The 14,492-nt window shown below is 52.6% G+C and carries 12 protein-coding genes; 11 read left to right on the forward strand and 1 reads right to left on the reverse strand.

Going from position 1 to position 14,492, the window contains the following annotated elements; all coding sequences use genetic code 11:
- Positions 1-50 precede the first annotated feature (50 nt).
- The 7 genes from P6574_RS02445 (at position 51) to P6574_RS02475 (ending at position 7,522) form a co-directional block, all read left to right on the forward strand.
- Entirely contained in the window at positions 51-896 is an 846-nt protein-coding gene (locus P6574_RS02445) for an ABC transporter ATP-binding protein (RefSeq protein WP_310618805.1), read from the forward strand.
- 206 nt (positions 897-1,102) lie between these two features.
- Positions 1,103-2,110, forward strand: coding sequence for a ribonuclease T2 (locus tag P6574_RS02450; protein ID WP_310618806.1), 1,008 nt, complete (start codon positions 1,103-1,105; stop codon positions 2,108-2,110).
- A gap of 70 nt (positions 2,111-2,180) precedes the next feature.
- The gene (locus P6574_RS02455) at positions 2,181-3,416 is read left to right on the forward strand and encodes a phenylacetate--CoA ligase family protein (RefSeq protein ID WP_310618807.1); all 1,236 of its coding nucleotides are present in this window, start codon (positions 2,181-2,183) and stop codon (positions 3,414-3,416) included.
- A gap of 103 nt (positions 3,417-3,519) precedes the next feature.
- The gene (gene hemH / locus P6574_RS02460; protein WP_310618808.1) at positions 3,520-4,578 is read left to right on the forward strand and encodes a ferrochelatase; all 1,059 of its coding nucleotides are present in this window, start codon (positions 3,520-3,522) and stop codon (positions 4,576-4,578) included.
- Positions 4,579-4,779: 201 nt separating this feature from the next.
- Positions 4,780-5,763: an SPFH domain-containing protein gene (locus P6574_RS02465; RefSeq protein WP_310618809.1), complete on the forward strand. Its 984-nt coding sequence runs from the start codon at positions 4,780-4,782 to the stop codon at positions 5,761-5,763.
- A complete protein-coding gene (locus P6574_RS02470) occupies positions 5,760-6,215 on the forward strand; it encodes an NfeD family protein (protein WP_310618810.1) in 456 nt (151 codons plus the stop codon). Before P6574_RS02465 ends, P6574_RS02470 begins: the two co-directional genes overlap by 4 nt.
- A gap of 308 nt (positions 6,216-6,523) precedes the next feature.
- A complete protein-coding gene (locus P6574_RS02475; protein WP_310618811.1) occupies positions 6,524-7,522 on the forward strand; it encodes an alpha/beta hydrolase in 999 nt (332 codons plus the stop codon).
- A gap of 166 nt (positions 7,523-7,688) precedes the next feature.
- Here the strand turns inward: P6574_RS02475 and P6574_RS02480 are convergent, their stop codons facing one another.
- Positions 7,689-8,702, reverse strand: a complete 1,014-nt coding sequence (locus P6574_RS02480) for a KpsF/GutQ family sugar-phosphate isomerase (protein WP_310618812.1) — start codon at positions 8,700-8,702, stop codon at positions 7,689-7,691.
- 242 nt (positions 8,703-8,944) lie between these two features.
- Between P6574_RS02480 and P6574_RS02485 the strand changes: the two genes are divergently transcribed.
- From P6574_RS02485 to P6574_RS02500, 4 genes are all read left to right on the forward strand, one after another.
- A complete protein-coding gene (locus tag P6574_RS02485) occupies positions 8,945-10,378 on the forward strand; it encodes an outer membrane beta-barrel protein (RefSeq protein WP_310618813.1) in 1,434 nt (477 codons plus the stop codon).
- A gap of 168 nt (positions 10,379-10,546) precedes the next feature.
- Positions 10,547-11,767 carry a lytic murein transglycosylase gene (locus P6574_RS02490; RefSeq protein WP_310618814.1) on the forward strand — a complete coding sequence of 407 codons (1,221 nt, stop codon included), beginning with the start codon at positions 10,547-10,549 and terminating at the stop codon, positions 11,765-11,767.
- 63 nt (positions 11,768-11,830) lie between these two features.
- Positions 11,831-12,961 (forward strand): SGNH/GDSL hydrolase family protein, encoded by a 1,131-nt coding sequence (locus P6574_RS02495; protein WP_310618815.1) that lies wholly within the window; start codon positions 11,831-11,833, stop codon positions 12,959-12,961.
- Positions 12,962-13,090: 129 nt separating this feature from the next.
- Positions 13,091-14,425 (forward strand): methyl-accepting chemotaxis protein, encoded by a 1,335-nt coding sequence (locus P6574_RS02500; RefSeq protein ID WP_310618816.1) that lies wholly within the window; start codon positions 13,091-13,093, stop codon positions 14,423-14,425.
- Positions 14,426-14,492 lie beyond the last annotated feature (67 nt).

The following is a 14,492-nucleotide window of genomic DNA, read 5'->3' on the forward strand; positions in this document are numbered from 1 at the left end:
TTTGCCCGCTTCCCTTCACGAGAAAACCAGTTTTCACCGGAGCCTTTGCTATGGCCGTTCAAGCACAACACCAAATTTCCCCCGAATTAAACGGGGCCAATATTTTGAGCGTGAACAATATTGAAGTGATTTACGATCACGTGGTTCTGGTGCTCAAAGGCGTTTCTCTCACCGTTCCCAAAGGGGGGATTGTCGCTCTGCTGGGGGCAAATGGCGCGGGTAAAACCACCACGCTGAAAGCCATCTCCAACCTGCTTCAGGCCGAGCGGGGGGAGGTAACTAAAGGGACAATTTTGTTTGATGAAAAGGAAGTTCAGGCATTATCGGCTAACATGCTGGTGCGCCGTGGCTGTATTCAGGTCATGGAAGGCCGGCACTGTTTTGGCCATTTATCCATAGAAGACAATCTCTTGAGCGGTGCTTACACACGTAAGGACGGCAAGGCGGCCATCAAGCGGGATCTGGAAAAAGTCTATGCCTATTTCCCAAGGCTCAAAGAGCGGAGCTCATCACAGGCGGGTTACACTTCGGGCGGGGAACAGCAAATGTGCGCCATCGGGCGGGCACTTATGAGCAAGCCGCAGATGATTTTGCTGGATGAGCCTTCCATGGGCCTTGCCCCGCAGCTGGTGGAAGAAATCTTTGAAATCGTAAAAGAGCTGAACCGGAAAGAGGGTGTGTCTTTTCTTCTGGCCGAACAGAATACCAATGTAGCACTGAAATACGCAGACTACGGGTACATTATGGAAGCAGGGCGCGTTGTTCTGGATGGGGACGCTGCATCCTTGAGAGAGAATGAGGATGTGAAAGAGTTTTATTTGGGCGTTGGCGGTGAGGGGCGTAAATCCTTCAAAAATGTAAAGCACTACAAGCGCCGCAAACGCTGGTTGGCTTAGGTTGATAGCATGAGCGCTGCCCCCAAGCAGCAAGTGCTTGATGATATTGACCTACTGCGGTGTGGTGTACCCTCGAGCACCACACCGCTTTCAAGCTGGGGTGGAAATACATTTTTCATAGCCGGTTGTAGTCATGGGATTTAAACAGACTATCGGTTTAATAGGCAAAAACGCAGCGAAGCTGGGTGTTGTTCATGGAGAAGTCGATGATATTTCCACGTTTACTGGTGGCTTTAGGGGTTGTTGGATCTCTGGCAGGGCCTGCCTCTGCTCAAATCAAAATGGAGGGGTATTTTGTCGCCAAACAATCCTGTCCGGCCTATCAATCCTTCAAAAAAAGAACCAATCCGGGTGAGCTGTCTGTAAATGTGAATGAAGCTTACACTTTAATCGGCAAAAACAAGGAACCCGTCGAGTACTATCAAATCCTCATTGAGGAGACGAAACCGCAGCAAAGGTGGGTGAACGCGAAATGCGGGGAGTACTTGAGCAAAGAACAGGCGGAACAGGGCGAGGGTCGTGGGAATTCGGGTGAGATTGGTTCAGGGGTTGATGGCAGCCCCGCCTATGTTCTTGCCGCCAGCTGGCAACCGTCTTTTTGCGAAACCAGACCAAGTAAAACCGAATGTAAAACACAAAATTCGAACCGCTTCGATGCCTCCAACCTTGTGCTGCATGGCCTGTGGCCACAGCCCCGTGGGAACGTTTATTGCGGTGTGTCCGATGTGATCCGCCTGACAGACAAGAACGGCAACTGGAAAGAACTTCCCAAGTTGAAGCTGAGTGAAGAGCTTCGCAAGGACCTTGAGAAAATCATGCCCGGCTATGCCTCCTACCTGCACCGCCACGAGTGGTATAAACACGGCACCTGCTACGGCAGCACTGCGCAGCAATATTTTGATCACTCGCTGGACCTTATGGAACAGCTGAACCTGTCTGCAGTGAACACCCTGTTTTCTGAAAATATCGGAGATTACATCGGGGCGGAAGACATCCGAAATTCCTTTGATGAAGCTTTTGGCCAAGGGGCCGGTGCCAAGGTGGAAGTGGACTGTGATGTGGTTGGGGGCCGCAGATTGATTGGAGAATTGAGAATTCATTTGCAAGGCACCTTGAATGAAGGGGCGGCCTTTGCCGATCTCTTGGAAAATGCGCCCTCTGCAAAACAAGGGTGCTCTGGCGGAATTGTTGACGAGGTGGGGCTGGGGAACTAGCAGGCCGCAGCGAATACGGGGGCAGGGCAAAGAGCACCGGATGCCTGCCCGCAGAAATGGGAGTGGGGGAATGGATTTGGAGTTTTATGACCATCTGGAAACCAGAGAGATGGGAAAACGGGAAGCTGACCAATTCGCGCAGTTGCCCGCTTTATTAAAAAAGGCCAGAGGCTCCGGGCAGGGCTGGCACACGCATTTGGAAGGGGTAGACCCTGACAGCGTGACCTCTCGCGAAGCACTGGCAAACCTCCCCGTTTTACGCAAGAGCGATCTGGTTGCGAAGCTGGCCGAAGAAAACGGGCTGGGAAGCTTGTCCAATGGAAGTTCTTTTGGTCTGCAGCGTGTGTTCATGTCTCCCGGCCCCATCTGGGAAATGCAGGGCAGTGGCAAAGACCCGTGGAACTGCGCACGCGCGCTGCATGCCGCAGGTTTTCGCGGGGGCGAGCGGGTGCACAACACCTTCTCCTATCACATGACACCGGGCGGCTTCATAATGGATGAAGGCCTTCGGGCCTTGGGTGCTGTGGTCTTTCCGGCAGGTACGGGCAATACGGACTTGCAGGTTGCCGCCATTTCCGGCTACCGCCCAACGGCCTATACGGGCACGCCCGATTACTTGAAAATTATAATAGAGCGGGCTGATGAACTGGGTGCTGATATTTCCAGCATCGACAAAGCGCTTGTCTCCGGCGGCGCGCTGTTTCCCTCCCTCCGGGAGTTCTATTTGAACAGGGGCATTCGCGTGCAGCAGTGTTATGCCACAGCGGAATTGGGCGTCATTGCCTATGAAAGCTCAGCTCAGGAGGGAATGGTGGTCAATGAGGGCTATCTGGTGGAAATCGTCACGCCCGGCACCGGTGATCCGGTGGCGCAGGGAGACGTGGGCGAAGTGGTTGTCACCACTTTGAACGGGGGCTACCCCTATTTCCGCTTCGCTACAGGAGACCTTTCTGCGGTTGTCGCAGGTGCCTCGGCTTGCGGGCGCACCAACATGCGTTTGAAAGGGTGGATGGGCCGTGCCGACCAGCGCACCAAGGTCAAGGGTATGTTTGTGGATCCGGTTCAAATCAACCGAATCAGCAAATCCTATGGGGAACTGGGGCGGCTGCGCCTGAATGTGCTGCGTAAGCAGGAGCGCGACCACATGATCTTACTGGCAGAATCACCACGGCAGGATGAGAGCTTGATAGGGGAACTCAAACAAGCCCTTAAGGAAAATACAGGGCTGTCGGGGGATGTGGAACTGGTTGACCTAGGTACTCTTCCTAATGATGGTAAGGTTATTTCCGACGAGAGGACGCTCTAGGCGGGGGCAGCGCCACTTTATATTAGGATATCTTTGTTGAACTCTTGGAGTCGGGGGAAACTCCTTCTATTTAAATGCTCTATGCAATTAAAGGGAGAATCCAATGTCAGGAGCACAAAGCACCACACAGGCGCCAACGGGGACATTGCCACACGAGCACCCTCCTGTTGACGCCGGAAAAGTTGGCGTTTTGCTGATAAACCTTGGAACTCCTGACGGAACCGACTACTGGTCCATGCGCCGCTATTTGAAAGAATTCCTTTCAGACCGGCGTGTTATCGAGTGGCCGCGCCTGCTTTGGTATCCCATCCTTCATGGAATTGTGCTGTCCAAGCGCCCGCAAAAATCCGGCGAAGCCTATAAGGAAATCTGGAATAACGAGCTGGATGAAAGCCCGCTGCGCACCATCACCCGCAGCCAGAGCGAGCAACTGAAGCAGGCCTTCAAGTTTGAAGAAACTGACGTGAAGGTGGATTGGGCCATGCGCTACGGAAATCCGTCCATCCGCTCCCGTCTGCAGGCCATGAAAGACGAAGGGTGTGAGCGAATTCTTGTCTTCCCGCTCTACCCGCAATATTCCGCATCCACCACGGCAACCGTGAATGATGAGGTTTTCCGCGTGCTCATGGACATGCGCTGGCAACCGGCCCTGCGCACAGTGCCGCCCTATCATGACCACCCTGTCTATGTGAATGCTCTGGCAGCCTCGGTGGAGGCGACGCTTGAGCAGTTGCCGGAAAAGCCGGAGGTCATTCTCACCAGCTACCACGGAATTCCCCAGAGCTACTTTAAAAAAGGGGATCCCTATCATTGCCACTGCATGAAAACCACGCGTTTGCTGCGCGAAAAGCTGGGTATGGATGAGAAGCAGCTGCAGGTTACCTTCCAGTCCCGTTTCGGCCCTGAAGAGTGGCTTCAGCCGTACACGGACAAAACCATCGAAAAGCTTGCTAAAGAGGGCGTGAAACGAATCGCGGTCATGAATCCGGGGTTTGTAGCTGACTGTCTGGAGACGCTGGAAGAAATTGCTGGCGAGGGCGCGGAAATTTTTGAGGAAAATGGCGGCAAACAGTTCACTCACATCCCTTGCCTTAATGACAGCGAACCGGGCATGAAAACCATCCATGCCATTGTCAAGAACGAGCTGGCTGGCTGGATTTAAAGCCCTTTTGATGTGAATAGGCAGATCGTGCCAGTCTGACGCGAGCGCATCCGGCATGCTTTGCAACCCGGCTGCGCCCTTTACGCCTCTCTTTTCAAAGCTTTGAAATTTCTTGGAATGCAAAAAAGAACACTCTATAAAAAGTGTACTTATATTTTGTGGAATCTCCGTAATTTTTAAATATTGAGAGTGGGTTTATCTATGGAATTTTTAGGGTTAAATATTTTCCTAATCGCCCTGCTGGGGTTTATCGTTCTCGTCTTCTTTGCGGGGATCAAAACAGTCACACAGGGCTATAATTACACCATCGAGCGGTTCGGGCGTTACAGGACGACCTTGAAGCCGGGTCTTAACCTGATCATCCCGTTTCTGGACCGCGTTGGTTACAAGGTAAACATGATGGAACAGGTGCTGGACGTACCGGCACAAGAGGTTATCACCAAGGATAATGCCTCTGTCACCGCTGATTGTGTCACCTTTTATCAGGTGCTGGATGCAGCGCGTGCGTCCTATGAGGTCATGGGCCTGCAAAACGCCATCCTCAACCTCACCATGACCAATATCCGTAGTGTCATGGGTTCCATGGATCTGGACGAACTTCTTTCCAACCGCGACGAAATCAACGCCCGTCTGCTGCGCGTGGTGGATGCTGCTGCCGAGCCTTGGGGAGTGAAGGTCACCCGCATCGAGATCAAGGATATCAACCCGCCCGTTGACCTTGTGGACGCCATGGGCCGCCAGATGAAGGCAGAGCGTGAAAAGCGCGCCTCGATTTTGGAAGCCGAGGGCGACCGCCAAGCGGAAATCAACAAGGCGGAAGGCGTCAAGCAGTCCTTGATTTTGGAGGCAGAAGGTCGCCAGCAAGCCGCGTTCCGTGATGCAGAAGCCCGAGAACGTCTTGCCGAAGCGGAAGCAACGGCAACAAAGTTGGTGTCAGAGGCTATTGCCACAGGAGATGTGGCGGCAATCAATTACTTTGTGGCCAATAAATATGTCGAGGCCTTTGGTGAGCTGGCAAAATCTCCGAACCAGAAAACCCTCATTGTGCCCATGGAAGCAACCAGCGTGATCGGGTCACTGGCAGGAATTGCCGAGATTGCCAAGGATACTTTCTCGCAGGAAGCAAAGGAGCGCCGTTCCTCTTCCCGCGTGCCAAGTGTGGGCACTTCGAAGGACAGTGAATGAGTGCGCTGATTGATCTTGTAAATATGCTTGGCCCTTGGAAGTGGTGGGTTCTTGGCCTGCTTCTTCTGGGGTTGGAGGTGGCCGCGCCCGGATGGATTTTCGTCTGGTTTGGCCTCGCGGCCTTTATTGTGGGCGGGGTTGCACTGTTTGTGGAACTGAGCTGGCAATGGTCCTTGGGCCTGTTTCTCGCGGCCTCCGTGGTTTCTCTGGTTCTTGGCCGCTCTTTCATGATGAAAATCACCAGGACGCAGGGCGACCCGGAGCTGAACCAGCGTGGCTCCCGTTACCTTGGGCGTGAATTTGTGTTGGCTGATCCGATCCAGAACGGTCAGGGCACCTTGCATATTGATGGCACCATCTGGCGCATCAGCGGGGATGATACGAGCGTTGGAACCAAAGTGAAGATTGTGGAAATTGAAGGGGTGAGCTTGAAGGTGCAAAAGGTGACTTAGAGCACGTCGCACTCATTTCCATTCGCTCTTCGCACTCTAACTTTTATTTTTTATGCTAATGTGGTGATCTGCGGCGTTTACCCTCCGCAGACACCGTCAATATCGACCTCTCCACGCAAGATAAAATCCCTCAATTTATTGCTCAGGCCGGGCAGACGGGTGCCGTGTTACCACTTCCAGCTTGGGTAGTTTATTAGGCATTCAAGTTTATGTTTTGTCTGTAAATACCATCTGTCACAGTGCTGCGATGTCGGATTAAGAAATGGTACCCGCCTAGCTGGAAGAAATTAAAGCTGATTGGGGCACATATGCGTTGGATTCTATTAGTTCTCATTATCATTTTTGTCGGATATGGCTGGCACACAACGATCTTCACGCCCATCTCACTCAGCTTTTCTCCCTCACAGATCCCTGAGGATGTTGAAGGATATCTTCTGCATGAGGAGGCTAAATTTGCCGATATAAAACCGGGCCTGCAAAAGCAGATCATCTGGAATGACCCAGCTTCAAAGCAGAAGACAGCCTATTCCATCGTAAGCATTCATGGGTTCTCGACCAGTAAAGAGGAAATCCGCCCCATACCGGATAATATGGCAGCTGAGCTGGGGGCCAATTTGTTTTATACGCGGTTGGCAGGCCACGGGCGTACCATCAAAGCCATGGGGGAAGTCTCCTATAATGACTGGGTGAACGATACCGCCGAGGCTTTCGAGGTGGGCCGGAGAATTGGGGACAAGACAATCATCATAGCAACGTCCTTGGGGGGAGCATTAGCCACTTGGCTTTTAAAAACCAAGGATGAATACCAAGAGGATATTGCAGCTATTATCTTAGTTTCTCCCTCATATGAGCTTGAGTATTTCGGCACAAGTTTGATCACGGCTCCCTATGCATCTCTCGTGGTACGTGCACTCTTAGGCCCAACCCGCTGTGATAACATGCAGGCAACCTTGAGAGAGTTCTATGCTTTTTCTGTTTGCTATCCCACAAAATCCCTCTTGCCTCTCGCCCAGTTCATAGATCTGGCATTTCGGTCGGAAAAGGCGCCAAGTGATGTCCCTGCATTATTTATTTATGGCTTGGAGGACAAGGTCGTGGATTCAGTTCGTACCAACGAAGTTTATGAGACGTGGGGGTCTAATACGGAACGACTGCTGCTCGAAAATACCAAAGGGAGCCCAAGTCAAACGGCCCATGTCCCTATTGGAGATTTTTATGATCCTCAAAATAACAGTGCGGCGATGCGTAAAATCAGCTCTTGGCTGCATGAGGTTACGCAGGAAAAGAGCGTTCCGGATAGTCAATAGCAAAAGCGGGCCAACGTCTTGAGCGGCCCTCAGGGTTTTAGGGGCATAGCCCTTGTGTGCAGTTAGAGCGCATCACGTTCATTTGTATTCACGCTTTGCGCTCTAACATATTTATGTTGAGCAAACTCTTGCTGTTTGGTCGAACCCGATCAAACGGAATGCAGCGTTAAGCTGCTCCCACACGCAGTAAGCCATGCAGGTGGACGATGCCAACAGGGCGTTTCCCGTCCACGACGAACAGGGACGTGATGCCCATTGTGTTGATCATGTCCAGTGCCGCGCCCACAAGCAGATCTTCCGTGACCGTTTTAGGGTCCGCAGTCATAATCTCTTCAACGGGTTTGTCGAGGAAGTCGGAACTGATATGGCGGCGCAAGTCACCATCGGTGATAATGCCAACCAGCTGGCCAAGGCCATTGGTGATACCCAGAACGCCAAGGCTCTTTTGTGTCATCAAGACAATAGCTTCGCGCATGGAAGTCCCTACAGGGGCAAGAGGGACTTCTGGGCCGGAGTGCATGACATCACGCACATGCTGCAAAGTGGCACCCAGTTTTCCGCCCGGATGGTAGACCTTGAAGTCACTGGCGGTAAAGCCGCGCGCTTCCAGCAGGGCAATGGCTAATGCGTCCCCAATGGCCATCTGTATCAAGGTGGAGGTGGTGGGGGCAAGGCCGTGCGGGCAAGCTTCCTGAACAGCTGGCAATTCCAGACAGATATCAGAGGCCCGTCCAAGCGCGCTCTCGGATTTGGAGGTAATGCCGATTAACGGCACACGGAAGCGGCGGGTGAAGGCGATAAGACTTGCCAGTTCCTGCGTTTCTCCCGACCAGGAAATGGCGATAACAACGTCTTCCTCGGTAATCATGCCAAGGTCACCGTGGCTGGCTTCGCTTGCGTGAACAAAGAAGGCAGGCGTGCCTGTGGATGCGAAGGTGGCGGCCAGTTTGGTGCCGATCAGTCCGCTTTTACCGATGCCGGAAACAATAACCCGGCCTTTGGATTGGCCAATGGTCTCAACGGCTTTCAAGAATGGAGCGCCCAGTCCGTTCTGGAGGGAAGTCAACAGCGAGTCAACGCCGGTTTTCTCTGCTTCCAACGTGCGACACGCGGAATTCAGCCATTCCTGGTTGACTTCCACTTTGGTTTCTTCCCGTTGCTGAAACGAAGGCATATGCATCTACGATACTCTTCTATTGCGCCCGAATTTAGGTGGTCTGTTGCCGAAAATGGACAGTTGTTAACTCAAAGAATCTGTCATTTTGATGTTCTAACCACAAGGTTATTCAGCTTCTAGAGCCAATTTATGCGCAGAACAATCAAACTTTCTAATAAAAATTCAAGGGTCTATTAACTACAATTGACCCATTGTTCTTCATAGTGCGTCGGAAATATATTGCAGAGAGTTCTTTTTTCCCAACTATGAAAGCATCCATTAAATATCTGACAGTGATTCTTGGTGTAGCGGCTTTGTCTGGCTTGACAAGCAATGCTAAGGCACAGGAAAACGCGCCTCCTCTGCGTGGTTTGATGGATGGAGCTGCGGACGAAGATGTGCTTGAGGGAACCGTAAAGACCAACGGGCGGGAGCTTTCATCTTTAACGCGCATATATAGTGAAGGCCGCCGGCAGGGGCCACAGGCCTCGTTTGCCCAAAAGCTGCAACGTGCGGAACGGGTGGCCGCACTGGGGCAATTGGTAGCTCCCGACCCCATGCTTGACGTGTTTGATGGCGATACCCTGTCAGACCGGCCCGAGGGGCTGCGGTTACGCTCTTTTCTTTTTTACCCCGAGCTGAGTGCGGGCTGGGGCTATACGGATAACGCATCTAGCTCCGCATCAGGGGAAGGCAGCAGTTTTTATAGGCTGGAGGGCTTTGTCGCTCTGCGTTCGGATTGGGATCGCCATTATGCCGAAGCCTATATGGAAGGTAGTCTGCAGTCGTTCATTGAAGACACGGAAGATGACCAGCCTCAGGTGGGGGCAGGGGGGCAGTTGCGTCTGGACTTGAAAGGCGGGTTCGAAGTCGGCCTGCAAACATCCTATTCCCTGACCCGTGAAGAACGGGCCTCCGCGGAAAATGCCAGTGAAACAGGCAGGACAGATCTGGTACATGACCTGCGCGGAGCGGTGAGCGTGGAAAAAGAAATAGGTCCCATGCTGGTTTCTGCCCAAGCTGGCATTGAGCGCACATTTTATGATGAAGGCAGTGATCGCGCTGAAGAAGATAGGGACAACTCCTTGTTTGACGCCAGCTTGCGTCTCTCCATGAATGCAGGGGGAATGGTGGCCCCGTTTGTTGAAGGTGGTGTCTTGCTGCGCAAGTATGACCGGTGCTGTGCGGGTGGGTTTAACCGGGATGCCACTGGATACCATCTGAGAACGGGCTTTAATCTGGACCGTGGACCCAAGCTGAGGGGAGAGGTGTCCGTTGGCTGGCGAGAGGAACGGCCAGAAGATCACCATTTGCCAAATCTTCAAGGGCTCTTGTTCGATACTGCCTTTGTGTGGTCTCCAACGCGGCGCGATACAGTGAGTGCGTCCGTGGTTACTTACTTCGACAGCTCTCACTTAGAAGGTGTTTCCGGCTCCATCCTTTATTCAGGCGAGTTGCAATATGCCCGTCAGATAACGCAGGATCTGGTTGCTGATGCCTCCCTTAGCTATTCCTATAGGGATTATAAAGGGATGTCCGGCTCGGAGAGGGAAATGCAAGGTTCCCTTGGTGTTCTTTGGGCTTTTTCAAAAAGTGCTGCTTTAACTGCCCGTTATACCTATAGCAATTTCAGGGCAGCCGAGAGTCCAAATAGTTTTCACAGTAATACTATAGAGGCTGGCCTTCGCATAAGGCACTGACAGAAAAAACACATTAAATTCTTATCCAAAATCTGGCCTGCCTTGGCGTTAATTCTGTCTTGTCATGGAGTATAGCCATGTTTTAGACAAGCTTTAGTCAATAAACGGGCCCCTATCACTTTATATTGGGCCAAAGAGTTCTTGGACGGGCTGAAACAGGAGACGGTTTTGCAGGTAATTGGGGTCATAAGGGCAGCACTTGGTGCCTTATTTGTTGGCAGCATTTTAGTGGGGCAGGCTGCGGCGGCTCCGGCTTTTGACAGGTGGGTGGAAGGCTTCTGGCCACAAGCACGCAGTGCCGGTATTTCCCGCTCCCTTTACACGCAGGTGTTTAAAGGCATGACGCCTGATCCGGAAATTTTGCGCCGCGCAGAAAATCAGCCGGAGTTCACACAGGCTGTGTGGAGTTATCTGGACAGGGCTGTGTCCGACAGGCGTATCAAAAACGGAACAGAGGCTGAAGCGGAATGGTCCGCTTGGCTGGATACCATCGAAAAGCGCTATGGCGTTTCTCGTTACACGGTTGTGGCTATCTGGGGCATGGAAAGCTCCTACGGCCATATTCTGGATAATCCGAAGATCGTCAGAGGCACCATCCGCTCACTGGCAACCCTTGCCTATGATGGTGGCAAGCGAAAGAAATTCGGTCGTACCCAGCTGATAGCCGCTCTTAAAATCTTGCAGAACGGGGATGTTCACCACTCCAAGATGACCGGCTCGTGGGCTGGCGCCATGGGTCACACCCAGTTCATCCCAACCACCTATCAAGCCTACGCGGTGGACATTACCGGAGACGGAAAACGCGATATCTGGAACAGTGTGCCTGATGCGTTGGCCTCAACCGCCGCCTATCTCAAGGCATCGGGCTGGGAAACCGGCAAGACATGGGGCTATGAGGTCCAGCTGCCAAGTGGCTTTAACTACGCCCTTGCCAACAAGAAGTCCGCACGCTCTTTGGGCGAGTGGGAAACCTTGGGCATAACACGGGCCAATGGCAGCGCATTCCCGCGCAAAAGCGATCATGCCAAGTTGTACCTTCCAGCAGGCTCCAAAGGTCCGGCGTTCCTGACACTTAAAAACTTCGACGTTATCAAGCGCTACAACAACTCCAACTCCTATGCTCTGGCCGTAGGGCATCTGGGTGACAGGATCTTGGGAGTATCCTCATTTCAGGCCAGCTGGCCGCGCAACGATACACCCTTGAGTTTTTCAGAGCGAAAGCAGTTGCAGCAGCTCTTGTCGCGCAATGGATATCCGGTCGGTAAGATTGATGGAAGAATCGGCCCAGGCTCCCAGTCCGCCATCCGCAAATACCAGCTTGCCAGAGGCATGACGCCTGACGGATATGACTCAAAGCTTTTGCTGGAAAGGTTGAAACGGGAAAACTAATTAATTTCCCGTTGTAATTATAAAGGTTATGGTGCTCCCGGGACATTGAACCGGGAGTTTGAGATGAAAGTGATCCGCATATTGTGGAGCATTGTGTTAGTGGCCGCATTGACCTGCGTGTTCGCAGCCGAACCTTTTTCTTCCACTCCCGCTCAGGCACAAGTTAGTCAGAAAAAGAGCAAGCCGACGGGCGGCGGTTTTTTCTCCCGCCTGTTTGGGCTTTCGGCCAAAAAGAAACAACCTCAAGCCAGACAAAAACGAACCCGCCGCTATAAACGCTCCACAACGCGGCGCAAAAGCCGGAGGGCGGCCCCTGCGGTCGCCAGCGCGCCGGTTATCAAGGAAGAAGCCAAAAGCGAAGATGCCAAAACCCTTTTGGTGGTGGGCGATGGTCTGGCACAAGGCGTTGCTGATGGCTTGAAGGCTGTTTACGCGCAAACGCCTTCCATCAAGGTGAAAAAGCTCACCTATCCCGGGGTTGGGTTGGTGAAGAGCAAAGAGCCCGACTGGCCGGAAGAAATCGTCACCACCTTGGAAAAGGAAGATGTGGGGCTGGTTGTTGTCATGCTGGGGCTCTCCGATGATGGGGATATTTCCATTGAAGAAGATGTGATTCCCTTTCAGTCGCGGGACTGGACCAAAGAATACCGCTACCGGGTTGCCTCCATGGTTGCCGCGGTACGCAATGAGCAGCTGCCTCTTATCTGGGTTGGTCTTGCCCCGGCAGAAGACTACTCCAAATCCGCAAACTTCAGTTTTTTGAATGACCTTTATGTGGAGCAGGTAGAACCGGCGGGCGGTGTGTTTGTGGACATCTGGAGGGCCTTTTTGGATGAAAATGGCATCTATACCAGAGAAGGTCCTGATGTTTCGGGTAAAACACGGCAGCTTCGCACCAAAGACGGCAACTCCTTCACATGGTCCGGCTATCGGAAAATTGCCTACTTTGTTGAAAAGGAAATTGCCCGCGTATTTGGCAGCGCCAGCGCCTTCATTTTTGAAGGTGTGAAGGATGATCCCAACTTCATGGTGCTTACTGGACGTCTCACATCTCCGGAAGTGAAGCTGATTTCCGGTGAGGAAGAAGTGCTTGAACCGATTCCCGGCACCCCCCATCACACCCTCACCATTTCGGGTGAGGACATGCCGAATGTGGCGGGGCGTGTGGATGACCCGCGTTGGCCACCCTACTAAAGTCTCAGATACTGTAAAACTTTGTAAATAATTTATAACAAAAGTAGATATACCTAATTTTTAGAAAGGGGTTATTTACCAAGTTCCCCAATAGTGTGCCGCGAGAATCACGCTGTAGCTGGAGGAATTATGGTTCAAGGGCTCTCACGTATCCTCGAACTTTCGATAATCGGGAAATTTGTCTTTATCGTTCTGTTGGCACTGGCCATTATGGGAGGCGGAACGGTCTTTTCATTTGTCACGCTGTACCAAAGCCTGACGGATGCCATTGGTGCTGGGGTTGAGTTGAGCTCGGGTGGCAATACGCAAACCTTGAATGAACTGATCATCTCCCAGCTCAGCTATATTGCGCTTGTGTGTACGCCCATTGGTCTGGTGTTTTTGGGCTTGGCCTTCAAAATGGGCCGCAGCATGATGAAAGCCATGCGCGCGTTGCAAGCCGATCTGGAACGCCTTGCCGAGGGGTCTTTGGATATTGATATATCGGGGACAAAGCGCCGCGATGAAATAGGCGAGATTGCCCGTTCTGTAGCGACCTTCCGGGTCGTGTTGAAGGAAAAGGCAGACGCGGAAGCGCAGGCCCAAGTGGCCAAAGACCTTGAAAGCGCCGAGCAGCGTAAGCGTACACTGGCGGAAGTGGCAACCAAGTTCGAGCAGAGCGTTGGCAGTGTCATAGACCAGCTTCTGGCCATCAGCCAGACAGTGGAAGCCCGCTCAAGCGATCTTGATAGCAGCATTCAAGGCGTCTCTCAGGCGATAGCCTCCTCCAAGGATGCGGCCATCACCACGCAAGGCTCCGTTCAGTATGTTGTTGAGGCAACCGACAATATCTCACAATCTTCCATAAGCATTGGCGATGACATGTCTCAGGCTGCCAGCATTGCCAAGGAAGCGGTTATCCATGCCAAGGAAACCGATGTGATTGTTGGCCGTTTGGTGGAAAGCGGCAAGGCCATCGGCGAAGTCACCCAGCTGATCGACCAGATTGCAGAGCAAACCAACCTTCTGGCCCTCAACGCCACCATTGAGGCGGCACGCGCGGGCGAGGCAGGTCGAGGTTTTGCGGTTGTAGCTAGCGAGGTGAAAACCCTTGCAGGCCAGACCTCCAAGGCCACCGAAGAGATCGCGGGGCAGGTTGTGTCCGTTCAAAAAGTGGCAGAACAGGCCGTGGAAGCCATTCGCACCATCGGCTCCACAATCAACCAGATCAGTGAAATCTCTGAGGTTATCAGTACCGCTGCTTCAGATCAGAAAATGGCGACAGAAGATATGTCCCGTTCCCTGTCTGATGCTCACCACACGGTGCAGCAAGTGGCGTCCAGTGTGACAGATCTGGATGGTGGTTACACGAACACCAAAGAAGCCTCCTCACACCTGCATCAGGCCGCAGGTGAGCTGAGCAGTGCATCTACCGAACTGAAAACAGCGGTTTCCGACTTTCTGGGCTCTGTTCGCGCTGCGTAGAGGGAGCAGATAGTCCATTGGGACTTAAATTAGTGTCGAAGGCTGGTGACGGTCTTCGACAAACTAT

The sequence above is a fragment of the Pseudovibrio sp. M1P-2-3 genome (genome assembly GCF_031501865.1).
Lineage (GTDB): Bacteria > Pseudomonadota > Alphaproteobacteria > Rhizobiales > Stappiaceae > Pseudovibrio > Pseudovibrio corallicola.